Annotated in this window: 24 protein-coding genes; 15 read left to right on the top strand and 9 right to left on the bottom strand. The window is 64.3% G+C overall.

All coding sequences use genetic code 11. The features are described 5' to 3' along the window. Positions 1–17 precede the first annotated feature (17 nt). The 4 genes from proS to B4F07_RS15255 all read left to right on the top strand — a co-directional run bounded on the left by proS (position 18) and on the right by B4F07_RS15255 (position 4830). Positions 18–1544, top strand: a complete 1527-nt coding sequence (gene proS / locus B4F07_RS15270; protein WP_293700738.1) for a proline--tRNA ligase — start codon at positions 18–20, stop codon at positions 1542–1544. A gap of 69 nt (positions 1545–1613) precedes the next feature. Further along, positions 1614–1964 carry a DUF6152 family protein gene (locus B4F07_RS15265; protein ID WP_293700737.1) on the top strand — a complete coding sequence of 117 codons (351 nt, stop codon included), beginning with the start codon at positions 1614–1616 and terminating at the stop codon, positions 1962–1964. Between the two features lie 10 nt (positions 1965–1974). Next, positions 1975–2460 (top strand): hypothetical protein, encoded by a 486-nt coding sequence (locus B4F07_RS15260; RefSeq protein WP_293700735.1) that lies wholly within the window; start codon positions 1975–1977, stop codon positions 2458–2460. Between the two features lie 63 nt (positions 2461–2523). Beyond that, the gene (locus B4F07_RS15255) at positions 2524–4830 is read left to right on the top strand and encodes a ribonuclease R family protein (RefSeq protein ID WP_293700733.1); all 2307 of its coding nucleotides are present in this window, start codon (positions 2524–2526) and stop codon (positions 4828–4830) included. A 140-nt stretch (positions 4831–4970) separates the two neighbouring features. Here the strand turns inward: B4F07_RS15255 and B4F07_RS15250 are convergent, their stop codons facing one another. Beyond that, positions 4971–5765, bottom strand: a complete 795-nt coding sequence (locus B4F07_RS15250; protein ID WP_293700732.1) for a helix-turn-helix domain-containing protein — start codon at positions 5763–5765, stop codon at positions 4971–4973. Between the two features lie 122 nt (positions 5766–5887). On the opposite strand from B4F07_RS15250, the gene B4F07_RS15245 reads away from it, so the two are divergent. Beyond that, positions 5888–6280, top strand: coding sequence for a hypothetical protein (locus tag B4F07_RS15245; protein WP_293700731.1), 393 nt, complete (start codon positions 5888–5890; stop codon positions 6278–6280). On the opposite strand, the gene B4F07_RS15240 is transcribed toward B4F07_RS15245, so the two are convergent. Further along, positions 6277–6732 carry a universal stress protein gene (locus B4F07_RS15240; protein WP_293700729.1) on the bottom strand — a complete coding sequence of 152 codons (456 nt, stop codon included), beginning with the start codon at positions 6730–6732 and terminating at the stop codon, positions 6277–6279. The genes B4F07_RS15245 and B4F07_RS15240 overlap by 4 nt on opposite strands. Before the next feature lie 159 nt (positions 6733–6891). On the opposite strand from B4F07_RS15240, the gene B4F07_RS15235 reads away from it, so the two are divergent. From B4F07_RS15235 to B4F07_RS15205, 7 genes are all read left to right on the top strand, one after another. Continuing rightward, positions 6892–8229 (top strand): pyruvate dehydrogenase complex dihydrolipoamide acetyltransferase, encoded by a 1338-nt coding sequence (locus B4F07_RS15235; RefSeq protein WP_293700727.1) that lies wholly within the window; start codon positions 6892–6894, stop codon positions 8227–8229. A 118-nt stretch (positions 8230–8347) separates the two neighbouring features. Next, entirely contained in the window at positions 8348–8758 is a 411-nt protein-coding gene (locus B4F07_RS15230; RefSeq protein ID WP_293700725.1) for an endonuclease domain-containing protein, read from the top strand. Further along, entirely contained in the window at positions 8751–10163 is a 1413-nt protein-coding gene (gene lpdA, locus B4F07_RS15225; RefSeq protein ID WP_293700723.1) for a dihydrolipoyl dehydrogenase, read from the top strand. Before B4F07_RS15230 ends, lpdA begins: the two co-directional genes overlap by 8 nt. Before the next feature lie 229 nt (positions 10164–10392). After that, the gene (locus B4F07_RS15220; RefSeq protein WP_293700721.1) at positions 10393–11010 is read left to right on the top strand and encodes a hypothetical protein; all 618 of its coding nucleotides are present in this window, start codon (positions 10393–10395) and stop codon (positions 11008–11010) included. A gap of 46 nt (positions 11011–11056) precedes the next feature. Next, complete coding sequence (locus B4F07_RS15215; RefSeq protein ID WP_293700719.1) at positions 11057–11710, top strand: phosphatase PAP2 family protein; 654 nt, start codon at positions 11057–11059, stop codon at positions 11708–11710. A gap of 44 nt (positions 11711–11754) precedes the next feature. Next, entirely contained in the window at positions 11755–12183 is a 429-nt protein-coding gene (locus B4F07_RS15210; protein WP_293700717.1) for a hypothetical protein, read from the top strand. Positions 12184–12267: 84 nt separating this feature from the next. Continuing rightward, positions 12268–13593, top strand: coding sequence for a metal-dependent hydrolase family protein (locus B4F07_RS15205; protein WP_293700715.1), 1326 nt, complete (start codon positions 12268–12270; stop codon positions 13591–13593). 105 nt (positions 13594–13698) lie between these two features. Here the strand turns inward: B4F07_RS15205 and B4F07_RS15200 are convergent, their stop codons facing one another. Together B4F07_RS15200 and B4F07_RS15195 are read right to left on the bottom strand one after the other, a co-directional pair. Then, positions 13699–14481, bottom strand: a complete 783-nt coding sequence (locus B4F07_RS15200) for a tyrosine-protein phosphatase (RefSeq protein WP_293704879.1) — start codon at positions 14479–14481, stop codon at positions 13699–13701. A gap of 2 nt (positions 14482–14483) precedes the next feature. After that, positions 14484–15287 (bottom strand): crotonase/enoyl-CoA hydratase family protein, encoded by an 804-nt coding sequence (locus B4F07_RS15195; RefSeq protein ID WP_293700711.1) that lies wholly within the window; start codon positions 15285–15287, stop codon positions 14484–14486. A 50-nt stretch (positions 15288–15337) separates the two neighbouring features. Between B4F07_RS15195 and B4F07_RS15190 the strand changes: the two genes are divergently transcribed. After that, on the top strand, positions 15338–16477 hold the full coding sequence (locus tag B4F07_RS15190) for an acyl-CoA dehydrogenase family protein (protein ID WP_293700709.1): 1140 nt from the start codon (positions 15338–15340) through the stop codon (positions 16475–16477). Continuing rightward, positions 16474–17193 carry an acyl-CoA dehydrogenase family protein gene (locus tag B4F07_RS15185; RefSeq protein WP_293700707.1) on the top strand — a complete coding sequence of 240 codons (720 nt, stop codon included), beginning with the start codon at positions 16474–16476 and terminating at the stop codon, positions 17191–17193. Before B4F07_RS15190 ends, B4F07_RS15185 begins: the two co-directional genes overlap by 4 nt. A 110-nt stretch (positions 17194–17303) precedes the next feature. On the opposite strand, the gene B4F07_RS15180 is transcribed toward B4F07_RS15185, so the two are convergent. Continuing rightward, positions 17304–18434 (bottom strand): CaiB/BaiF CoA transferase family protein, encoded by a 1131-nt coding sequence (locus B4F07_RS15180; protein ID WP_293700705.1) that lies wholly within the window; start codon positions 18432–18434, stop codon positions 17304–17306. Positions 18435–18550: 116 nt separating this feature from the next. Between B4F07_RS15180 and B4F07_RS15175 the strand changes: the two genes are divergently transcribed. After that, positions 18551–19891 (top strand): alkaline phosphatase PhoX, encoded by a 1341-nt coding sequence (locus B4F07_RS15175; protein WP_293700704.1) that lies wholly within the window; start codon positions 18551–18553, stop codon positions 19889–19891. 10 nt (positions 19892–19901) lie between these two features. On the opposite strand, the gene B4F07_RS15170 is transcribed toward B4F07_RS15175, so the two are convergent. Genes B4F07_RS15170 through B4F07_RS15155 form a run of 4 tightly spaced genes read right to left on the bottom strand, consistent with a single transcriptional unit; the run spans position 19902 to position 24269 of the window. Continuing rightward, positions 19902–21152, bottom strand: coding sequence for an acetyl-CoA C-acetyltransferase (locus B4F07_RS15170; protein ID WP_293700702.1), 1251 nt, complete (start codon positions 21150–21152; stop codon positions 19902–19904). A 24-nt stretch (positions 21153–21176) separates the two neighbouring features. After that, positions 21177–21959, bottom strand: coding sequence for an SDR family NAD(P)-dependent oxidoreductase (locus B4F07_RS15165; RefSeq protein ID WP_293700700.1), 783 nt, complete (start codon positions 21957–21959; stop codon positions 21177–21179). 13 nt (positions 21960–21972) lie between these two features. Continuing rightward, positions 21973–23178, bottom strand: coding sequence for an acyl-CoA dehydrogenase family protein (locus tag B4F07_RS15160; protein WP_293700698.1), 1206 nt, complete (start codon positions 23176–23178; stop codon positions 21973–21975). After that, on the bottom strand, positions 23175–24269 hold the full coding sequence (locus B4F07_RS15155) for an acyl-CoA dehydrogenase family protein (RefSeq protein WP_293700696.1): 1095 nt from the start codon (positions 24267–24269) through the stop codon (positions 23175–23177). The genes B4F07_RS15160 and B4F07_RS15155 overlap by 4 nt, the downstream gene beginning before the upstream one ends. Positions 24270–24341: the final 72 nt, after the last annotated feature.

The following is a 24341-nucleotide window of genomic DNA, read 5'->3' as shown; positions in this document are numbered from 1 at the left end:
CAGAATACGGAAATTTCATGGTCAAACATGCGCTCAGCGTAACCCGGCAGGCCGACTTCGCGGCCTGGTATCAGGACGTCATTGCCGAAGCCGACCTCGCCGAGGAATCGGGCGTGCGCGGCTGCATGGTGATCAAGCCGTGGGGCTATGGCATCTGGGAACGCATCCAGACCGTCATGGACGCCGCGATCAAGGATGCCGGGGTCCAGAACTGCTATTTCCCGCTGTTCATTCCCTTGAGCTTTTTTGAGAAGGAAGCCGATCATGTCGATGGCTTTGCCAAGGAAATGGCGGTCGTCACGCATCATCGCTTGATTCAGGATGGCAAGGGCAAGCTGATCCCCGATCCCGAAGCGAAGCTGGAAGAGCCGCTGATCGTCCGCCCCACCTCGGAAACCGTGATCGGCGCCGCGATGAGCCGCTGGGTGCAAAGCTGGCGCGACCTGCCGCTGAAGGTCAATCAGTGGGCGAATGTCGTGCGCTGGGAAATGCGCACGCGCATGTTCCTGCGCACCAGCGAATTCCTGTGGCAGGAAGGCCATACCGCGCACGCCGACAAGGCTGACGCGATGGCGGAGACGCTGCGCGCGCTCGAAATGTATCGCGCCTTTGCCGAAGATGTGCTGGCGATGCCGGTGGTCGCAGGTGAAAAACCCGAGAATGAACGTTTCCCCGGCGCCGTCGCGACCTATTCGATCGAAGCGATGATGCAGGACGGCAAGGCGTTGCAGGCCGGGACGTCGCATTACCTCGGCACCGGCTTCGCCGAAGCGGCAGGGATCCGCTATCAGGACAAGGATGGCGGCCACAGCCTGTGCCACACGACGAGCTGGGGCGTGTCGACGCGGATGATCGGCGGCGTCATCATGACGCATGGCGACGACGACGGCCTGCGCTGTCCGCCGCGTATCGCGCCGCACCAGATCGTCATCGTGCCGATGCTGCGCGACAATGAAGAGGATGCGGCGATCCTGGACTATTGCCGCGGCATCGAAACCGAACTGAAAGCGCTCGACGCCTTCCGTGAGCCGCTGCGCGTCCACCTCGATGCGGGTGCCAACAAGGCGCAGACCAAGCGCTGGGGCTGGGTCAAGAAGGGCGCGCCGATCATTCTCGAAATCGGGCCGCGCGACGTCGCGGGCGGCAATGTGGCGGTGATCCGCCGCGACCGGCTGTACAAGGACGACGGCAAGCTCAATTCGGCGTTTATCGCGAAGGGCGATTTCATCGCGAACGCGGTTGCTACACTGGAAGATATTCAGACGAGCCTGCACGCCGAAGCCAAGCAGCGCCTCGACGCGAATATCCGCCGCGACGTCACCGACCTGGCCGCACATTTCAAAGGCGACGACAAGTTCGTCGGGTGGGCCGAAGTACAATGGGCGCGCCCGACCGGGGCGGTGCTCGACAAGATCGTCGAGCAGTTGAAGGCTCTCAAGCTGACGATGCGCAATACCCCGATGGACGCCGCACCTGCTGACGGCAGTTGCTTCTTCACCGGCGAACGCGCGGTCGAACGCGTGCTGATCGGCCGGACCTATTGATTGCAGGCCGACTTGCACTTGTAGCCCAGCGTTAGTAGCCTTCTCCCGAGGGGCAGAAGGAGACTGAACATGCGTTTTCCCATGCTGATCGCGGCCGCGGCGCTGGCCGGTATCGCGGTTCCCGTTGCCGCGCACCACGGCTGGTCGTCGTATGACGAGAGCAAGCCGGTGACATTGAATGGAACCTTTGCCGAACTATCATGGGGCAACCCGCATGGCGCCGCCAAGATGCGCTGGAAAGGCAAGCTGTGGGACGTCATCCTGGCGCCGACCAGCCGCATGGAAGCGCGCGGGTTGTCGCGCGCTGAAGTCGAGCCGGGCAAGCCCGTGCGCCTGACGGGCTATCTCCGCCGCGATGGCACCGCAGAGATGCGCATCGAACGCGTGATGATCGGGAAAAAGACGGTCGAGCTGCGCTGAGCAGCGCGGCGTGGAACCGCTGCTGTCCGCCGCCGCGATGTGGCTTGATGCCGTCGGTATCGGGCCGTGGGCGCGTGGGTCGGCGCTGGTTTATCCGGTCGCCAACACGCTCCACCTTTTGGGACTGGTGATGCTGGTGGGCGGGATCGGTGTCGTCGATTTGCGCGTTGTCGGCCTGTGGCGGACATTACCGATCGCGGCGCTGTCGCGCGCGTTGACCCCCATCGCCATTGGCGGGCTGTTCGTGGTGGCCGCGAGCGGGACGATATTGTTCGCGGCGGACGGCGACGCGCTGGCCGGGTCACAGACCTTTGCGCGCAAGCTGGTCGTCATTGCACTTGCTCTGGTCAATGCGGCCGCCTTCCGCCTGCTCTGGCGGGCAAAGGTCGACAACTGGCGCGGCAGCGCGCCCGTCGCGGCGCGCGCGATGGCGGCGTTGTCGCTCGCCTTGTGGCTGACTGTCGGGGGACTGGGCCGCTGGATCGCCTATAGCTGACCGGTGCGGATCCCGCCGTTGATCGCTTGGTAAAGTGCGTTGGCGGGCCTATAGCCACGGGCAATGAAAAAGCGTCCGAACCTCTCGCCCGGCCTGCCCAGCAGCCAACAGATCATCGATTTTATCACCGCGTCGGACGAGGCGGTCGGCAAGCGCGAGATCGCCAGGCATTTCGGATTGCATGGGGCTGAGAAGATAGCGTTGAAGGCGCTGCTCAAAGACATGACCGACGAGGGGTTGGTCGATCTGGCGCCGGGCAGGGCATTTCACAAGCATGGCGGGTTGCCGCGGGTGACGGTGCTGCGCGTTGCGGCGATTGACGGCGGCACGGTCTGGGCGGTTCCTGAACATTGGGAAGGGGCCGAACCGGCGCCGCGCCTTCGCGTGATGGAGCAGGGGCGCAAGGGTGCGCTGGGCATGGGCGACCGCATCCTCGCGCGCACCGAAGAACGCGGCGGCGGCCATGTCGCGCACCCGATGAAGAAATTGCAGGCGGGCGGCGAGACCGTGATCGGCGTGCTCGTCGAGGATATGGGGCCGGGGGGCAAACCGATCCTGTGGCTGCGTCCCGCCGACAAGCGGGCGCGTTATGATTTTGCGGTGGCCGACAAGGGCGACGCCAATATCGGCGATCTCGTGCGCGCCGAACTGGCCGGGCGCGGTCCGGCGATCAAGGCAAAAGTCGTTGAGCGTCTGGGCGATCCATTTGCGCCGAAGTCGCTCAGCATGATCGCGATCGCGCGCCACGAAATCCCGCATGTGTTCGGCGTCGAAACGATTGCCGAAGCAGAGATTGCCGCGAAGCTGCCGCTGACCCCCGACGGCCGCGAGGATTTGCGTGACTTGCCGATCGTCGCGATCGACCCGATCGATGCACGCGATCATGACGATGCGGTGTGGGCGGAGCCCGACACCGATGGAGCGAACAAGGGCGGTTTCCGTGCGATCGTCGCGATCGCCGATGTCAGCTATTATGTCCGCCCCGACGGCGCGCTCGACCGCGAGGCGCGGCGGCGCGGCAACAGCGTCTATTTTCCCGACCAGGTCGTCCCAATGCTCCCCGAAACACTGTCGGCTGGCGTCTGCTCGCTAAAAGCCGGGCAGGACCGGGCGGCGCTGGCGTGCCATCTCGTCATCGACAAGCAGGGCAAGGTGACGTCATGGCGGTTTACGCGCGCGCTGGTGCGGCTGCGCGCGAACATTGCCTATGAGCATGCGCAAGCGGCGTATGATGCCGCTGCGCCGCGCGAGGATTGGGATGCCGATGTGCTCCCGACGCTGCAAAACCTGTGGGCCTGCTGGGCGCTGCTCGCCAAGGCCCGCGCCGCCCGCGCGCCGCTCGACCTCGATCTGCCCGAACGGCAGGTGATCCTCGACGAGGCGGGCGGGATCGCCGAAATCCGCGTCCGCGACCGGCTCGATTCGATGCGGCTGATCGAGGATTATATGATCGCGGCCAACGTCGCGGCGGCAAAAGCGCTTGAGGCGAAGAAATCGCCGGTGATGTACCGCATCCATGAGCCGCCGAGCCGTGAGAAGCTGGTCAGCCTCAAGGATTATCTCGAAACCTTCGAGCAGAGCTTCGCGCTGGGGCAGGTGATCACGCCCGCGGTATTCAACCGCCTAATCGACGGCTTTTCGCAAGACGACCGGTTGCCCGAGATCATGCAGGCGATTTTGCGCAGCCAGACGCAGGCCTATTATGGCCCTGCCAATGCGGGCCATTTCGGCCTCGCACTCGGCTCTTATGCGCATTTCACCTCGCCGATCCGCCGCTACGCCGACCTGATCGTGCATCGCGCGCTGGTCGACAGTTACAAGCTTGAGGTGCCCGGCAAGCCCAAGGGGCTGCCCGAGCGCACCGGGCTAGGCGAGGCCGATGCCAAGGGGCTCTCGCGCATCGGCGAGGCGATCAGCGCGCTCGAACGCCGCGCGATGGAGGCGGAGCGCGAGACGGTCGATCGTTATGTTGCGGCCTATCTGTCGAGCAAGAAGGGCGAGATCGTCCAGGCGCGGATCACCGGGGTGCAGCCGTTCGGATTTTTCGCGACGGTCGACGGGCTCGGCGGCGATGGGCTGGTGCCGGTTTCGACATTGGGGAACGAACGCTTTTTCTATGACGAAAAGGCGCGGACGCTCGACAGCGAGCATGGGCGGGTGAGTTTTACCGTCGGCGAGCGGCTCGACCTGCGGTTGATCGATGCCAATCCGATCAGCGGGGCGCTGCGTTTCGAGCTGCCCGATGCGCCCGAGGGCGGATATCGCAATCGCGGGCCACGGCGCGACGGCCTGAAGGACAAGGCGGGCAAGCATGTCGTCGGCAAGCGCGGGCGGCCGGCGAATATCAAGCATAAGGGGCGGCGGCGCTGACCTGATTAAACCCTCCCCTTCAGGGGAGGGCAGCGAGACTTCCGAACTTGTTCGTTAGTCGCAGCGGGTGGGGTTCGGCAGCCTTGCGCTACGCCGACAGACCCCACCCCAACCCCTCCCCTGACGGGGAGGGGCTTAGCCTATCTCCCCGCCAATTTCTGCAACAACGCCGCACTCTCCGCATCCGCCGGAAAAAACGCCTCGATCGCCAGCTCCGACAGCGTGATATCTACCGGCGTACCGAAAATCGTCACCGTAGACACGAACGAAATCCGCCCGGCATCGGTATTGAGGATCAGCGGCACCGCGATGCTGCTGGCGTGGCTGTCGAGATGCTCGGCGCTATGTTCGTCGCTCCGCACCGCATAGCCCGCCAGCTCGTCGCGCAATGCGATCAATCCCGCATCGGCGCTCGCGGCAATCTGGACGTCTAGCCGTTCCAATACATGCGCGCGCCATTCGCCATAGTTGACGATCTGCGGCGCCAGCCCCTCGGGATGCAGCGCGATGCGCAGCACATTGACCGGCGGGGCCAGCAGCGCGGGCGCGACCTGCGCCGTCAGGATCGCGATCGCGCCGTTCGCAGCGACCAGGTTCCAGTGGCGATCGACCGCCAGCGCCGGGTAGGGCTCATGCCCCTTCAGCACATGCTCGACGATCGCGCGGACCCCCGCCATTTCGTGGCTGTCGAGCGGGCGTTCCTGATAATCGGGCGCGTAGCCGGCGGCGAGCAGCAGCGCATTGCGCGCGCGGTGCGGGACTTGCAAGCAGTCGGCGATGCGCTGGAGCATCTGCGCGCTCGGTTTCGAGCGCCCCGTTTCGATGAAGCTCAGATGCCGGGTCGAGATATCGGTATCGAGCGCCAGGTCCATCTGGCTCATCCGGCGGCGGCTGCGCCATTCGCGGAGTTGGGTGCCGAGCGGTGCGGGTTGCATGATAATCTCCTTTGCCGCGAAAGCTATACCCCGGCTTTCGGCTTTTCCATTACCTCTCGCGTAATCGACGGGCCGCATTTTCGGCGGCAGATGGAGCGGGTCGTCCAAAAAGGAGAACCCCAATGTCCCTCTTCACCCTCAAGAACACGTTGATCATCGATGCCATCACCTGCACCGGATTGTTCGTCTTTTGCGTCTTTGCGACTGCGACGGTCGCCACCCTGCTCGGCCTCCCCTCCGAACTGGTGACCGTCGCGGGCAGGATCGGGCTGCCGTCGGCGCTGCTGATGCTGTTCGTCGCGTATCAAAAGACGCCGAGCAAAGGCCTCGCGAACCTGATCGCGATCGGAAACCTCGGCTGGGTGATCGCCAGCTTTGCGGTGCTGGCGATGTTTGCGGGCCAGATGACCGCGATCGGCATTGCGGTCGTCATCGTGCAGGCGATCGGTGTGCTGGTTTTCGCGATCTACGAAGCCAAGGGCGCGGCCGCTTTGCCGCGCACGATCACCGTCTAACTCAGCGCATCGAGCCGCGCGAGGTCTATCCCGCCCGGCACGATCATCACCGGGCAGGGCAGCGTTCCCGCGTCCTGTCCGGTGAAATGCGCGACCAGTGGCCCCGGCGCACCGTTCGCCGCGGTCGCCAGCACCAGCGCCGCAATCTCGTCGCTGGCGTTGATCACCTCGCGCACGACATCGGCGGGCTTGCCCGATTTGACCATGATCTGCGGCGTCACCCCGGCTTCCTGCACCACCGCGTCGGCAGCGGCGGCGACCAGTTCTTCGGCATGTTCGCGCGCTTCGGCCTCGATCGTCGCCTGCACGGCGCCAAAGGCGACAAAGTCCTGCGGCGTCACGATCGCCAGCACCGCGACCCCGCCGCCGGTCCGCGCCGCGCGGCGCGCGGCAAAGCGCAGCGCCAGCGACGCCTCGGGACTGTCGTCGATCACCACCAGATATGTCCGCATCGCCCCGACCCCCTATGCTTTTTGTGCGTGGAGAGTGCGTCACATTCGTATGAAAGGCAAGTTTGCCCCGCTGGACCTTGACCGCCGCAATGCTTAAGGCGAGGAACAAGCCGTAGCGGCAGGCAATGCCTGCAAGACTGACAGGGAACATGCCTTACCATGCCAATCGAACTGAAAATGCCCGCCCTCTCGCCAACGATGGAGGAAGGCACGCTGGCCAAATGGCTGGTCAAGGAGGGCGACACCGTCAAATCGGGCGACCTGCTGGCCGAGATCGAGACCGACAAGGCGACGATGGAATTTGAAGCGATCGACGAGGGTGTGGTGAGCCAGATTCTCGTCGCCGAGGGTACGGATGGCGTGAAGGTCGGCACCGTGATTGCGGTGATCACGGGTGAAGGCGAGGATGCGGGCGCGAAGGCTGCTCCGGCGCCCGCTGCCAAGGAAGAGGCGAAGGCCGCGGAACCCCAAGACGTCGCCCCCGCGCAGGCGGGGGCCGCTAGCAGTAGCGCTCCAACTCCAGCGGCCCCCGCCTCCGCGGGGGCGCCGGATAAGTCAGCTGCTGCCCCCGCGGCATCGGGCGACCGCATCAAGGCCAGCCCGCTCGCCAAGCGTCTCGCCGCCGAGCGCGGCATCGACCTGGCGACGATCACCGGCACCGGCCCCGGCGGCCGCATCGTCAAGGACGACCTAGATGGCGCAGCTACATCCGTCGCCCCCGCGCAGGCGGGGGCCGCTGTCGGCACGGCGCCGACTCCGGCGGTCTCGGCAGCGGCGTCGCCCGCAGGCCCGATCCCCGATTTCGGCATCCCGCACGAGGACACCAAGCTTAGCGGCATGCGCAAGACGATCGCGCGCCGCCTGACCCAGTCGATGCAGGAAGCGCCGCACATCTACCTGACCGTCGACATCCGCCTCGACGCGCTGCTCAAGCTGCGCGGCGAGCTCAACGCCAGCCTCGAAAGCCGCGGGGTCAAGCTCAGCGTCAACGACATGCTGATCAAGGCGCTCGCGGTCGCGCTCGAACGCGTCCCTGCCTGTAACGTCAGCTTCGGCGGCGATGTCATGCGCCAGTACAGCCGCGCCGACATCTCGGTCGCGGTCAGCATCCCCGGCGGCCTGATCACTCCGATCATCACCGACGCCGGCGGCAAGTCGATGTCGAAAATCTCTACCGAAATGGCCGAGCTTGCCGCGAAAGCCAAGGAAGGCAAGCTCCAGCCCAGCGAATATCAGGGCGGCACCGCCAGCATCTCGAACATGGGCATGATGGGGATCAAGCAATTCACCGCGGTGATCAATCCGCCGCAAGCGATGATCATGGCGATCGGCGCGGGCGAAAAGCGGCCTTATGTCGTCGACGACGCGCTGGCGATCGCAACCGTCATGTCGGCAACGGGTAGCTTTGACCACCGCGCGATCGACGGCGCCGATGGCGCGCTGCTGATGAAGACCTTCAAGGAACTGGTGGAGAACCCGCTGGGGCTGGTGGCGTAAAATGTCCGCGAAGGGCCAAAGCCCCTCTCCCCTTGCGGGAGAGGGGTTGGGGAGTGGGGTCCGCGCCGCGTCTGCGGCGCAAAAGACTCTTTCCGAAGTTCTCGCCCGCAAAGCCCTCTTGCTGGACCGCGCCCGCGCGATGCGCTCCAACCCCACCGATGCCGAACGTCGCCTCTGGTCGATCCTGCGTGCCAAGCGATTGGCCGACCTGCGATGGCGGCGGCAGGTCATAATCGACGACCTCTACATCGCCGACTTCATCTGCTTCGAACATCGGCTGATCGTTGAAGCCGACGGCGGGCAACATGCCGAGAATCCTCATGACTCCGACCGCGATGCCTATCTGACCACGCAAGGTTTCCGCATCCTGCGCTTCTGGAACAACGACGTGCTGACCAACAGTGATAGCGTTGCCGAAGCGATATTGCGCGCAATCGATTCTTCAGGCGCGCAGACGCGCGCCGACCCCACACCCCAACCCCTCTCCCGCAAGGGGAGAGGGGCTTTTGCAGGAGCCCATAATGGCTGACACCTCTTACGACCTCATCGTCCTCGGTTCCGGCCCCGGCGGCTATGTCGCGGCGATCCGCGCGGCGCAGCTCGGCCTGAAAACCGCGATCGTCGAGCGCGAGAATCTCGGCGGCATCTGCCTCAACTGGGGCTGCATCCCCACCAAGGCGCTGCTGCGGTCGGCCGAAATCTATCATTATATGCAGCATGCAGGCGATTACGGCCTGATCGCCCAGCAGATCAGCGCCGACATCGACGCGGTCGTCAAACGCAGCCGTGGCGTTGCGAAGCAGCTGAGCCAGGGCGTCGCCTTCCTGATGAAGAAGCACAAGATCACCGTCCATATGGGCGAGGGCAAGCTGACCGCAGCGCCTAACGGTGGTTTGGGCAAGCTCGAAGTGAAGGGCGAGAAGGGGACCGAAACCCTCAGCGCCAAGAACATCATCGTCGCGACCGGCGCCCGCGCCCGCGACCTGCCGTTCGCGCCCGCCGACGGCAAGCGCATCTGGACCTATCGCCACGCGCTGGTCCCGCCCGAAATGCCCAAGAAATTGCTCGTCATCGGATCGGGCGCAATCGGGATCGAATTTGCGAGCTTCTACAGCGACATGGGCGCCGAGGTGACCGTGGTCGAAATGCTCGACCGATTGGTCCCGGTCGAGGATGCCGATGTGTCGGCGTTCCTTGAAAAGCAGCTCAAGAAACAGGGCATGACGATCTTCACCGGCGCCGGGGTCGAAGAACTGAAGGCGACCGCCAACGGCGTCACCGCGAAGATCAAGACCAAGGACGGCAAGACCGAAAGCGCCGAATTCAGCCACGCGATCGTCGCGATCGGCATCGTCCCGAACACCGAAAATATCGGCCTCGAAGCGCTCGGCGTAAAGACGACCAAGGGCCATATCGACACCGACGCGATGTGCCGCACCAACGTCCCCGGCATCTGGGCGATCGGCGACGTTACTGCGCCGCCATGGCTGGCGCACAAGGCGATGCACGAATCGGTGATCTCGGTCGAGGCGATTGCGGGAGGCCACCCGCACGCGATGGACCCGCGCAACATCCCCGGCTGCACCTATTGCCGCCCGCAGATTGCCAGCGTCGGGCTGACCGAAGCGAAGGCCAAGGAACTGGGGTACGAGGTCAAGGCCGGAACCTTCCCCTTCATCGGCAACGGCAAGGCAATTGCGCTCGGCGAATCCGAAGGCTTCACCAAGACCGTGTTCGATGCGAAGACTGGCGAACTGCTCGGCGCGCACATGATCGGCGCCGAGGTCACCGAACTGATCCAGGGCTATACGATCGGAAAGACCGCCGAGCTGGTCGAAGATGATTTCATCGGCACCGTCTTCCCGCATCCGACGCTCAGCGAAACGATGCACGAGGGCGTGCTGGCGGCATTCGGGCGGCCGCTGCATATCTGACGGCCTCATTCATCAGCGCTGCACTCTTGTCCCGTCATTGCGATCCCGGCGAAAGCCGGGAGAAGCAATCCAAAGCGGTTTACGTCTGCTCGGGATAATGACGAGAGTATTTTTGTCGTGGTGCAGCGTACCAGTCGTCGCATTAGATGGACCGGTACCAAGCCGTGCTTGCGCTGTCCGCAGAAGCCCCCCACGACGGCTCACATATGACGCTGCAACGGCCCGCGCGATGAACCCCACGATCCTCCATTTTTCGCGTATCGGAAACGCGTTCAAGGCGGTGGTCTTCGCCATCATGACGGCGGCCGCCTTTTCGCTGGCTTTCGTGATGCTGGACGAACGAAATTACCGCGCGCCGACAACGCAGGCGCTGCCGGGCGGGCTGGTGCTGCCGATGCCAGCGCCGCGTCCGGATCCATTTCTGCCGCTTAAAATAACCCTGCTGCTGGGGACGAGCGTCGTCGGTCTGTTTTATGTCGGGCGCTACGCAAAGCGTGCGCTTACCCGCGCCGTCGCGATCAAGATCGAGGGCGGCCAGCTGCATTTTCACCCGAGCTTTGGCGCGATGCCCGGCAAGTTGGCCGTCGAGCATATTGATACCGCGATCTTCGATCGCGCCGATCGCCTGCCCGAAACAGCTGGGTTGGCGATGCTGGGCATCGGTTCCAGCGCGGCGAAATTCGGCGCCAGAACCCGGCACGGCCTCTACTTGCACTATCGGTCGGGCTCAACGAGCGGCGAGGCGCGCGTGATCGACAATGACATCGAGGGCGGAACCGAACAGCTTCGGCGCTTTGCCGCGCAGGTCGATATCTGGCGCCGGGCGCACAGGCGCGTCGATCGCTGACGGCGGTTTGTTGCGCTCCGGGCGGGCTTTGGCCATAGACGATGGCGTGAAAGCTGCTCCCAACCGCACCGCCATGATCCGCAACGCCCTGATTGCCACGCTGATGCTGTTCGTACTCGTCAGCACCGTCGTGATGGCGGGTTTGGTCGATGGCCTCGACCGACAAGTCAGCGCCGCGCTGGTGATGACGGTGGACACCGCGCCGCGCTGGTGGATCCTGTTCATGCAGGGGGTCAGCTGGATCGGCGGCGGGCTGCCGCGCTGGGGCATCGTCATTCTGCTTTGCGCGCTGGTCTGGCACTGGTGCGGGCCGCGCTGCGCGGTGGCGCTGGGCGGGGCGTCCTTGCTGGCCAATTTTGCCTCGAGCGTGCTGAAAATGTCCTTCGGGCGCCCGCGCCCCGATCTGGTGCCGCATCTCGATCACCAGACGAGCTTTGCCTATCCCAGCGGCCATGCGACGAGTGCGGCGGTCGTGTACCTCCTCCTCGCATGGCTGGCGCCGCCGCGCTGGCGCGCCGCGGCTTGCGCGCTTGCGGCGTCGATCATAATCCTCAACGCCTTCTCGCGCATCATGCTCGGCGTCCATTGGGCCAGCGACATTGTCGGCGGGACGTTGCTCGGCGCCGCCTTCGCGCTGGCCGCAGCCTGGTGGGTTGGCCCGCGCGGCGTGTCCGAAATCGTCGCACTAAGGGAAAAGTAAGCTCTCGCTGCTATCAACGCTCCCGGATTTTCGGGAGCTTCGGCATGAATACGTCCTTGGGCAAAGTGCTTGGTATCATCGGCGGGCTCATCCCGCTCGTCTGGATCGGCTGGCTGCTGTATCATTTTATCGGCGTCGGCGGCGGCACGGCCGAAGGCGTCGCAGGAATCGGGCTGGGACCGACGGTCATCGGGCTTTCGATCGTCGGGCTGTTGTTCGCGCTGCCGCTGATCATCAAATTGCTGCGCGCCGCGACCGGGGTGAACCGCGTCCCGGGCGCCAGCGTCGACGCGAAACTCAAGCCCGGCGTAGTCGTCGTCGAGCCTGAGTTCGACGCCGACGCGGCATTCGCCAGCTATATGCGCAAGCGCGAAGCGGGCGTGGTGGGCGATGTGACGGTTGATCCTGCCGATCGTGGACCCGTCGCGCCGGTGCCGCCCCGTCCCGCCAGCTTTGGTCGCAAGACGATTTAGGATCCTGACCCCAACTTTCCGCTGTCCTATTGTGCGCCGCTTTGCCATCACATTTGCGGGCACCAACAACAGGGCGGGTCAAACATGCAATCGCGAGTGAAGTTCGGCAGTTTTCTGCGGGGAATCGGTTTGGGCTCGGCGGCGCTTTTCGCTGCGTCGGCGGCGGCGCAGGCACCCGCGGGTCAAACCGTCATCACCGCGGCGCGCTATGTCGATGTGCTGACCGGCAAGACGGTCGAATATCCCGCAATCTTCGTCGGTACCGATGGCCGCATCACCAACATTGCCGATGCGCGGACGGTACGCTGGGGCAGCGACGTCAAACATATCGACCTGGGGCAAAAGACGCTGCTGCCCGGCCTGATCGACATGCACGTCCACCTCGACGGACCCGCCGACATCGGCGGTTATCGCGGGCTGGAATTCACCGACAGTTTCTGGGGCATGACCGCGGTCAAGAACGCTCGCGACATGCTCGACGCCGGGTTCACGACGGTGCGCAACGTCGGGTCGGGCGACCGCAACGACATCGGGTTGAAGCAGGCGATCGACGCGGGCTACGCGGTCGGGCCGCGGATCGTGCCGGCGAGCTATGCGCTGGGCGCGACCGGCGGTCATTGCGACAGCACCTTCCTGCCCCCCAGCCTGGAAAAGAAGGACGGCAAGGAAGAGGGGATCGGCGATAATCCCGAAGAATTGCGCTATCAGGTCCGCCGCCAGCGCAAATATGGCGCCGAAGTGATCAAGGTATGCGCGACCGGGGGCGTCTTCTCACGCAACACCGAGCCGGGCCAGTTGCAGGTGCCCGAGAATGAGTTGCGCGCGATTGCCGACGAGGCGCATCAATGGGGGCTGCGCGTCGCCGCCCACGCGCATGGCGGCGCAGGCATCCGCGCCGCGATCGCGGCGGGGATCGACACGATCGAACATGCCAGCCTGGTCGATGACGAGGGCATTCGCATGGCGGTCGCGCGCAAGCAGCCGGTGTGGTTCGCGATGGACATCTTCAACACCGAATATACGCAGGCCGAAGGTGCGAAGAACGGCGTGCTTGAGGATAATCTGCGCAAGGACCGCGAAATCGCGCAAATCCAGCGCGACAATTTTCGCAAGGCGCACCGCGCTGGGGTGAGGATGGTATTCGCATCCGACGCCGGGGTGATGCCGCACGGTCAGGTCGGGGGCCAGTTCCGCGTCATGGTCGAATATGGGATGACGCCGATGCAGGCGATCCAGACTGCGACAAAGAACGCCGCCGAGGCGCTGGGGCGCGAGAAGGACGTCGGAGCGATTGCGGTGGGGCGTTATGCCGACATCGTGGCGGTCGATGGCGATCCGCTGGCCAGTGTGCGCGAGCTGGAAAGCGTCGATGCGGTAGTCAAAGGCGGAGTGCTGGTGAAGGGGGAATAGCGTTCCTCGCCAGCATGCGTCCCCGCGAAAGCGGGGAACCATCACCTGCCGTTTAATTTGTCGCCGATGGGTGATGGGCCCCTGCCTTCGCAGGGGCGCGGCTTTTCAATACACCACCAGCTTGTCCACGATCGCCTCGCGCATGTCGGGGGTGAAGTTCAGCACCGCCTCGGCATAGGTCGCGACATCGCCATGATCGCGGCGCACCGTCGCCAGCGCGGCGTCGAGATAGGCGGGGTTCACCGACATCAGCGCGCGGATTGCGTCGTCATGAATTTCGGCACCGTAGCGCGAGCGGATATGCGCCGCGCCCTGCGCGATCCGCTCCTCGATCTTGCCCGCGGTGTTGGTGAGCAGATAATCGTGCATCAGATCGTCCTCATGCACCCCAAGCAGCCGGTGGACGACGGCAACGGCAAAGCCGGTGCGGTCCTTGCCTGCCACGCAGTGTACCAAGCTGGGCGCGTCATATTCGGCCAGCGCGGCAAGATAGAGCCGCAGCGTGGCGACAAGCGCGGGGCGATAGGGCATCCCGGCATAGGTATCGATCATCCGCGCGCGCGCCGTCTCGACATCAATTGTGCCGCCTGCCGCCTGAAGATGGGGCGCGAGGCCTGCGGTCACGCCGCCCGCGAACAAGACGCGCGCCGAGAAATTCTCCGACCGGCGGCACGGATGCAATTCGCGCTCGTCGTCGCCGCGCAGATCGATGATGGTTTCCAGCCGGAGCGCATCGAGCGCCGCCAGATCCTCGTCGGTCGCTGCTTCGTGATGCGCCGAGCGCCACAGCACGCCCTCGCGCAGTCTCCCGCCACCCTCGACCGCATAGCCGCCATAATCCCGGAAATTGTGGATGCCGGACAGGGGCAGGACGCGCTCGGCCATCATGGTCATTCTCCTGTAAACACCGGCGGGCGCTTTTCGACAAAGGCATTGATCGCCTCCCGATTATCGGCCGTCTCGTGCACGATCGCCTGATAGGCGGCGCTGAGCTCCAATATGTCGCTCATCCGGCTATGCTGCGCCTCGCGGAGCAAGCGCTTGGTCAGGCGCAGCGCGCGCGGCGGATTGCACACGATCCGTTCGGCAATCGCCACGGCGCGGTCGAGCAGTTCCGCGTCGGGGACGACGTCCGTCACCAGACCATATTCCTTTGCCTGCTGCGCGTCAAAGCGGTCACCGGTGAGGAAGAGTTCGGCGGCACGCGGATAGCCGAGCACCTTTTGCAGCAGCCACGCGCCGCCGTCGCCGGGGACGATCCCGACCTTGATGAAACTGCACGCGAATTTGGCGCTTTCGGCGGCGATGCGGATGTCGCAGGTGCAGGCGAGGTCGCAACCGAGGCCGATGGCATGACCGTTGACCGCGGCAATCATCGGCACTTCGCAGTCCATCAGCGCGCGGATCACCGCCTGCACGCCCTTGCGGTAATTGGCGCGGGTGGAGTCGGGCTGGTCGAGCACGCCGATCCCGGTGCGGTCCTGCATGCCTTTGAGGTTGCCACCGGCGCTGAACGCTTTGCCGCTGCCGGTCAGGATGATCGCGCTGACGCCGCGATCGTCGCCGAGGGTGCGGAGCGTGTCGATGATGTCCTGGCAGTCTTCATGGGTGCCGATCGCGTTCATACTCTCAGGTTTGATCATGGTCAGGATCGCAATCTTGCCCCGCCGCTCGACACTCAAAAACTCGCCCATGATCAAAATTCCTTTCCTGTTGGCAAAGGCTATTGCATGGCTGTCGGGACATGCAAGGCTTTGCACTCTATCCTTTCGATCCACCCGGCGACGTCGCGGCTCTGCGCACCGACTTGCGGGCATGGCTTGCGGTGAACCAGCCGCAGGGCGACATCGTCGCGCGCGCCAATTGTTGGGCAAGCTTCGATGCCGACTTCAGTCGTGCGCTCGGCGCTGCCGGTTACATCGGGATGACGTTGCCGACGCGGTACGGCGGCGGTGATCGCCATCCGCTGGAACGCTATGTGGTGATCGAGGAATTGCTGGCAGCGGGGGCGCCCGTCGGCGCGCACTGGATCGCGGATCGCCAGACCGGGCCGCTAATCGTGCGGTACGGCAGCGCGGAACAGTGCGAGCGATACCTGCCGGGGATCGTGCGCGGTGAGCTCTATGCCTGCATCGGCCTGTCCGAGCCGGGAGCCGGGTCTGACCTTGCTGCTGTTCGGACCACGGCGCGGGAAACGACCGAAGGCTGGCGCATAAATGGCCAGAAAATCTGGACCACCGGCGCGCATTTCTCGCATATCATGCTGGCGCTGGTTCGCACCGAAGAGGGCAGCGAGCGCAATGCGGGGTTGAGCCAGCTGCTGATCGACCTCGACACCCCTGGCATTGCGATCCGCCCGATCATCGACATGGCGGGGCACCATGATTTCAACGAAGTCTTCTTCGACGACGTACTTGTCCCACATAGCGCGCTGGTCGGCACGCGCGGGCAGGGGTGGCAGCAGGTCACCGCCGAGCTGGGTCTCGAACGCTCGGGCCCCGAGCGATATTTGTCGAGCCATGCGCTGTTCGCGGCGCTGATCGATGCGGCGGGCGCCGATCCCGAACCGGCGGTTGCCGTGCTGATCGGTGAACTCACCGCCGAAATGTGGACACTGCGGCAATTGTCGATGTCTACCGCGGCGAAACTGGCGGCGGGCGAGGATCCGATGGTCGAGGCGTCGGTGGTCAAGGAATTGGGCAATGCGTTCGAACAGGACATGCCGCGCCGTGTGCAGGCGATCGTCGATTGCCCTTGGGATGATCCGAGCGACCTTGGCCGCTTGCTGCGCGCCTTGCTGATCGCATCGCCCAGCTTTTCGCTGCGCGGCGGCACGCGCGAAGTGATCCGCGGGATCATCGCGCGCGGACTGGGCCTGCGATGAGCGCGGCGCGCGAGATCCTGTGCGACACGGCGCGCGCGGTGTTTGCCGAGGCGGCCATGGCGGGGGTTGCGCCCGTCGAAGAGGCCGGTTTTGCCCTGCTGCTGGTGGCGGAAGACAAGGGCGGGTTCGGCGGTGATTGGGGCGACGTAAATGCCGTGCTGCAGGTCGCGGGGGTCATGGTTCCCGACCTGCCGGTAGCCGAGCTGATCGTGACTGACGCTCTGCTACCCGCCGCGACGGTCAGCTTGATGGCGGGTGCTATGGGTCAAGCGCTCACGCTGTCGATCGAGCATGTGAACACGCGCCAGCAATTCGGGCGGCCGCTGGGCAAATTCCAGGCGGTGCAGCAATCGCTTGCGGTGATGGCGTGCGAAGTGCGCGCGGTGGAAGCGGCAGCAGGGGCGTTGGCGGCGCGGCTGGATGCGGTAGGGCTCGATCCCGCCGCGGCGGATTTCGAGATGGCTGCGGCGAAACAGCGCGCCAACCGCGCGGTGGGCCTTGTCACGTCGATCGCGCATCAAGTCCACGGCGCGATCGGCTTTACCGAAGAATATGACCTCCACCGCGTCACGGTGCCGCTGATGCGGTGGCGCGGCGAGCATGGGAATGATGCGTATTGGGCGGCGAAGCTGGGGCGGCAGGTGGCCGGGCTTGGTGGTCAGGGGCTGTGGGGAGCGATGACCTCGCGGTCGGATGACATATTTCAATCGGTGTAATCTGAAAGCCGCGCGCTCCCGCGCAGGCGGGAGCCCATCACCTGTCCGTGCCAACTGGAACCAACCGGAGATGGGTCCCCGCCTTCGCGGGGACACGGATGCTTCTTATTTCACCGCACCGCGCCACCGTTGCGGAGCGCCGCGATCTTGGTCGCGTCATAACCAAGCCCTGCCAACACAGCATCGCCGTCGGCGCCGACCGCCGGAGCGGGTCGCGGAGTGTCGTTGACCGTCGCCGAATAGCGCGGCGCAGGCGCAGGCTGAACCGCTCCGCCGACCTCCAGAAACGTCTCGCGTGCGACGTTGTGCGGATGCTGCGGTGCCTCGCCCAGCGACAGGATCGGCGCAAAGCAGACGTCGGTCATCTCCATGATTGCGCACCATTCGTCGCGGGTCTTCGTGAGGAAGAGCGCCGTCAGCTTGTCCTTCAGCGGCCCCCATTTCGAGGGGTCCATCTGTGCATCGAAATCGGGATCATCAGTCAGCCCGGTCTTTTCCCGCAGCAGTGCATAAAATTGCGGTTCGATCGACCCGATCGAGATGAATTTACCGTCGGCGCAGAGATAGCTGTCATAGAAATGCGCGCCGCCGTCGAGCATATTGGCTCCCGCTTCGTCCTTCAGCCGCCCCATCGCGTTGAAACCCCACGTCATGCCCGCGAGCAGTGCCGAGCCGTCGGTCATCGCGCAATCGATCACCTGGCCCTCGCCGGTGCGCGCGGCATGAACGAGCGCGCTCGCCATGCCGAACGCCAGCATCATGCCGCCGCCGCCGAAATCGCCGACGTAGTTGACCGGCGGCACCGGCTTCTCGCCTGCGCGCCCGATGCCATGCAATACCCCTGACAGCGCAATATAGTTGATGTCGTGGCCCGCCGCCTGCGCATAGGGTCCGAACTGACCCCAGCCGGTCATGCGGCCATAAACAAGCTTCGGATTGTCGGTGAGGAGGACGTCGGGACCGAGCCCGAGACGTTCCATCACGCCTGGGCGATAGCCCTCGATGATCCCGTCCGCGCTTCTGCAAAGGTCACGCGCGATCGCTACCGCTTCCGGATTTTTCATGTCGAGCACGATCGACGTGCGGTTGCGCGACAGCGGATCGCGCGGGTCCATGAAACCGCCCGGACGATCGATACGGATCACCTCCGCACCATGATCCGCCAGCATCATTCCGCAAAAGGGGCCCGGACCGATGCCGGCAAATTCGATGATTTTGATTCCGCGCAACGGACCTGACATAACTCTCTCCCTATTTGCTGATATTCGATGGCGGGCAGCTACCGTTGCCCGATTGTCTTTGAAGTGTCCAAAAGCGACTCTAGCGCGTCATTGAATCCGAAAGGGAGTTGCCTGCCATGCTGAATCGCCGCCAATTTTCCATGACCGCGTTCGCTTTTGCGGGGCTTGCGGCGCAGAGCCGCGCTGCCGCGGGCGGATTGATGGCGACGGCGTCCGGCTATGGTCCGCTGCAAAACGACCCTGCCGGACTGATCGACCTGCCGCCCGGGTTTTCCTATCAGATTATTTCCCAGCTCGGTGAGCCGATGAGCGACGGTTATCGCGTTCCCGATCGCGCCGACGGCATGGGCTGTTTCCGGCTGGATGGCGGAAAACTGGCGCTGGTGCGCAATCACGAGCTGGGACCGAAGCATGTTTCCAGCGGCCCTTTGAACGCGGGCGCGGCGGTGCCTGAAGGAACGTTCGATCGCGTTGGAGATGCCGCGATCCCCGGTGGCACGACGACGCTGGTCCTTGATGGCGACACGTTGGCGGTCGAAAAACAATATCTCAGCTTGCTCGGCACGATCCGCAATTGCGCAGGCGGTGTGACGCCGTGGAACAGCTGGCTGTCGTGCGAAGAGAGCGTCGCCGGCCCCGCCGACGGCGTCGGCCAGTCGCATGGCTGGATTTTTGATGTGCCTGCCGATGCCGGCAAGCTCGTCAAGGCTGAGCCGCTGAAAGCCATGGGCCGGTTCGTGCGCGAGGCCGCCGCGGTCGATCCGCGTACCGGCATTGTCTATATGACCGAGGATCGCGACGACAGCCTGTTCTACCGCTTCTTGCCTGACGTTCCTGGCTCGCTCGCTCGCGGCGGACGATTGCAGGCGCTGGCCTTCTTCGACAAAAGCATCGCGGACAGCCGCAACTGGGCATCGGCGGTGGTCATGCAGCCGGGCAGCTGGCATTTTACCAACTGGATCGACCTCGACGATCCTGAAAGCCCGGCTGACGATTTGCGCCTGCGCGGCGCAACCAAGGGCGCGGCCCGTTTTGCGCGCGGCGAGGGCATTCATTGGGGCGACAACGAGCTGTATTTCACGTGCACGTCGGGCGGGCCAGCGAAGCAAGGTCAGATCATGCGCTATCGCCCCTCGCATTATGAAGGGACAGCGCAGGAACGATCGAATCCCGGGCGGCTGCAATTGTTCCTCGAATCGACCGATCCCGCCCAATATAGCTACGGCGACAATCTGACCGTCGCACCCAACGGCCATCTGATCGTTTGCGAAGACCAATATGAGGACACGGTCGACAATCATCTGCGCGGGGTGACTCCTTATGGCGAAGTTTATGCCTTTGGCCGGATCCGCGTTCAAACCGAACCGGCGGGCGTTTGTTTCGCGCCCGACGGCAAGACCATGTTTGTGAACCTGTATAGTCCGACCAAAACCCTCGCAATTCGCGGCCCGTTTTGACCCGACGTGCTCAGATCCGTTCGATGATGATCGCGGGTGCCATGCCGCCCGCGGCGCACATGGTGACGAGGCCATAGCGACCGCCCGACCGTTCAAGCTCGTCGAGCGCAGTGCCGATCAGGATCGATCCGGTGGCGCCGATCGGGTGGCCGAGTGCCATCGCGCCGCCGTTGATGTTGACCTTTTCGCGGGGCAAGTCGAGGTCGCGGATGAACTTTTCGGCGACGACGGCAAAGGCTTCATTGATTTCCCAGACGTCGATGTCGTCCTTGGTCAGTCCGGCCTTTTCGAGCACTTTTTTCGCTGCGGGGACGGGGGCGTTGAGCATCAGCGTCGGATCGTCGCCGATATTGGCATAGGCGACGACGCGCGCGCGGGGTTTCAGGCCGTGCTTGTCGGCATAGTCCTTGGACGCGAGCAGGATCGCGGCGGCGCCATCGACAACGCCCGACGAGTTGCCGGCATGATGGAAATGCTGGATTTCGACATCGGGATAGCGGCGGTTGATCTGCTTGCGGAAGGTGAAACCGCCGCCCAGGTCGAAATCGGCGAGCCCGGTGAAAGCGGGCTTGAGCGATGCCAGTCCTTCGGCGGTGGTTTCGGGACGCGGGAATTCTTCACGGTCGAGCGCGACGCTGCCGTCGGGGTTAAGCACTGGGACGACCGATTTGGCAAAGCGACCTTCCTTGATTGCGCGGTCGGCGCGCTGCTGGCTGACCAGCGCGAGCGCGTCGAGATCTTCGCGGCTGATCCCCTCGATGGTCGCGATCGCATCGCCGCACACGCCCTGGTGCGACTGCGGGTGGAGTTCATCGAGCGCTTCGTGACCCGATCCCATCAGGCGCGGCGGCAGGCCAGCGTTCGCTTGCTCAGCGGCGTAAGCGGTGGTGTAACTCATCATCTCGGTTCCGCCCGCAATGACGCAATCTTCCATGCCGCTCATGACGGTAGCGGCCGCAAGGTTGACCGAGGTGATGCCGCCGCCGCAGAAGCGGTCGAGCGTCGTCCCCGATGCCTTGGTGTCATAACCCGCCGACAGCGCCGCCATCCGGCCAAGGTCGCCGCCCTGCTTGCCATTCTGGCTCGACGTCGACCAGATGATGTCGTCGACGGTCGCGGTGTCGAGATTGTTGCGGTCCTTGATCGCCTTCAGCACCGTCGCGGCAAGATGTTGCGGGTGGAGGTGCGACAAAGCGCCTTTCCCCGGCTTGCCGACACCGCGCGGGGTACGGACGGCGTCGATGATATAGGCTTCGGCCATGAGATATTCCTTTCGGGGCGTGTTTTAACGGGGGGCCATGCGGATCGCGCCGTCGAGGCGGACGGCCTGGCCGTTGAAATAGGTGTTGCGGATCATTTCCATCGCGAGGCTGGCATATTCCTCTGCCTTGCCGAGCCGCTTGGGGAAGGGGACCGAGGCTTCGAGGCTTTCCTTCACCTTCGGGTTCATGTTGCCGAGCAAGGGCGTACCGAAAACGCCGGGCATGATCGAATTGACCCGGATGCCCAAGTCCATCAGGTCGCGCGCCATCGGCAGCACCAGGCCGTTCACGCCCGCTTTCGCCGAGCCGTAGATGACCTGGCCGATCTGCGCGTCCTGCGCCGCAACCGAGGCAGTGTAGATGATCGCGCCGCGTTCGCCGTCTTCCATTTCAGGCAAGGTCGCCATGCCCTCGGCGGCGATCGATCCGATGCGATAGCTTGCAGTCAAGATGCCTGCCACGCCATAGGCATAATCCTCGGTCGGGGTGCGGCGGAAAGTCCGGGTTTCCTTGTCATAGGCGAGCGTTTTGCCGCGGCGCGAGGTCATTGCGCAGTGGACGCAAATGCGCTCCTGGCCATGCGCGGCGCGGGCCTTGGCATAGCCGTCCAAAACGGATTGCTCGTCGGTGATATCGACCTTGCAGAACAGCCCGCCGATCGTCGCGGCGACCTCTTCGCCGAGCGCCTCGTTGATGTCGAAAATCGCGACTTTCACGCCTGCTGCTGCCAAGGCTTCGGCGGTCGCGCGGCCAAGGCCCGATGCGCCGCCGGTGACGACCGCCGCGGTGTTGGACTCGAACTTCATGCGTTGCGCCTCCTCACGCCGGAATTTGGTTGAACGGGATGCCCTTGTCGGGACGATGGTCCTGCGGCAGGCCCAGCACCTTTTCGGCGATCGTGTTGAGCAAAGTTTCGTCCGAGCCGCCCGCGATGCGGCCCGTCGGTGCGTTGATCCAGCTCGACGCCCAATCTTCCTTTGGCGAGGCATGTTCGTCGAATACGAAGCCGCCGGTGCCTTGCAGGTCGATCGCAAGCTCAGACAATTTCTGACGAGAGCGAACCGCGACGAGCTTGTTCAGAGACCCTTCGGCGCCGGGGATCATCCCCGCTTGCATCATCAGCCGCGCGCGAACGTTGATCGAATCGAGACCCGACCGCATTGCATAGTTGCGCGCGATCTGCTGCCGGATCCGCCCGTCTTCGATCGCGGGCTTGCCATTGAGCGAGATGTGTTTTGCCAGATCGACGAACAGGTCGAGGTGCGGGCCGAAGCCGGCGCTGTCGGTTGCGACATAGCGTTCGATCATCAGTGTCGTGATGGCGACCGCAAAGCCGCCGCCGACGGGCGACATGCGGTGATCGTCGCTGATCTTCACATCGTCAAAGAAGACTTCGTTGACGTGGCTGTCGCCGCCCGCAAGCTTGATCGGGCGGACGGTGACCCCCGGCGCTTTCATGTCGACCCAAAAGTAGGTCAGGCCTTTGTGCTTGGGAACGGTCGGGTCGGTGCGCACGACGATGACGCCATAATCGCTATAGTGCGCCCAGCTGGTCCACACCTTTTGCCCGTTGATCTTCCACCCGTTGCCGTCGGGTTCGGCCTTGGTACGCAGACCTGCAAGGTCGGAACCGCCCGAGGGTTCGGAGAACAGCTGGCACCAGATTTCCTCGCCCTGCAGCGCCTTGAGCACGCGTTCCTTGACGAATTCCTTGTCGCTGCCGAACTGCATCAGCACCGGCACCGGCATACCGAGCGAGATGCCGAAATAGAAATTGGGGAAGCCGTGCTTCATTTCTTCGGCCTCGAAAGTGACCTTTTCGAGATGCCCTAGCCCTTGGCCGCCATATTCGGTCGGCCAGTTGATGCCGGCAAAGCCCGCGTCGAACTTCGCCTTTTGATAGCGGCGCCCAAGCGCAAGGTCGTCGGCCTCGGCGAGCCCCTTGCGCGCCTCACGGCCATAGGTCGGCGCCATCGATTTGAGCCACGCCACCGCCTTGGCGCGATAGGTTTCCAGATCGGTCATGCCGCTTCTCCTGCCAGTCGGTCGACGAGGACATCTTCCCAGAACAGGCTGCTGCCCTGCTCGATCGCAAGGCTGCGCGCGCGCCGCATATGGAGGTGGAGCCCCAGATCCCATGTCACCCCGATGCCGCCATGGATTTGCACCGAATCGCGCGCAGCGGTGTCATAAGCCTCGGTCGCCGACAGGCGGGCGGCGGCAGCGGCTGTGATGAAGTCGGCGGCGCCTTCGCGCGAGGCAGCGTGGATGCAATTGGCCCGCGCCAGTTCGACCAGCCCGTAAAGCTCGGCAATCCGGTGCTTCACCGACTGAAAGGCGCCAATCGGCTGACCAAAGGCGCGGCGGGTCAATGCGTAGTCGCGTGCGATTTCCATCAGCACCTCGGCGCCGCCGGTCTGCTCGTGCGCGGTGACGACGGCCTGCAGCGCCAAGATATGTAGTGCGGCATCGCGGGCCGCAGTTCCGACTGCGATCGTTTCGGCGGGAGCATCGGCAAATTTCAGATCGGCGACGCAGCGGCTGTTGTCGAAGCTTGGCACGGCAATGCGCTCGACGCCGGTCAGATCGACCAGCGCCAGCACCGGCACGCCCGGACCATTGGACAGCACGATCGCGACATCGGCCGCCAGTCCGCCGGAGACGCCGCGGGCGGTGCCGTCGAGGCGATCGTCGGTAAACGTCACGTCGGGCCGCGCCGGTAGCGCGTCGGGCCCTGCGGCGAAAGCAATCGCGCCGATGCTGTCACCCGACGCCAGCGCAGGCAGCCAGCGCGCCTTTTGCGCATCCGACCCGTAAAGCTCGATCGCCTTGGCAGTACCAAAGCCCGACGTCAGAAACGGCGCACCGCTGAGCGAGCGGCCCGCCTGATGCGCGATCAACCCGAGCTCGATCAGGCCGAGCCCCAAGCCGTCATGTGCTTCCGGCATCGCTAGCGCGGTCCAACCCTGCTCCTTCGCCGTGTCCCAGAAGGGGTGATGATAATCACCAACCGATTCGAGCAGCGGCAGCAAGGCGTCCTTGCTGATTCGGGCTTCAAGCACCCGCCGCGATTCGGTCGCAATCGCCTGTTGGCCTTCGTCATAGAGGATCGTCATGGCCGCATTTGTCCCGCTCCCATATATCTTGTCTTGCCAATGAACCGGACGTTGACGTAAACGTCAAGTCAA

The sequence above is a fragment of the Sphingopyxis sp. UBA6723 genome (assembly GCF_002454115.1).
In the GTDB taxonomy this organism is placed as follows: Bacteria; Pseudomonadota; Alphaproteobacteria; order Sphingomonadales; family Sphingomonadaceae; genus Sphingopyxis.
The sequence above is the reverse complement of the archived record's forward strand: the minus strand, read 5'-3'. Positions and strand labels throughout refer to the sequence as shown.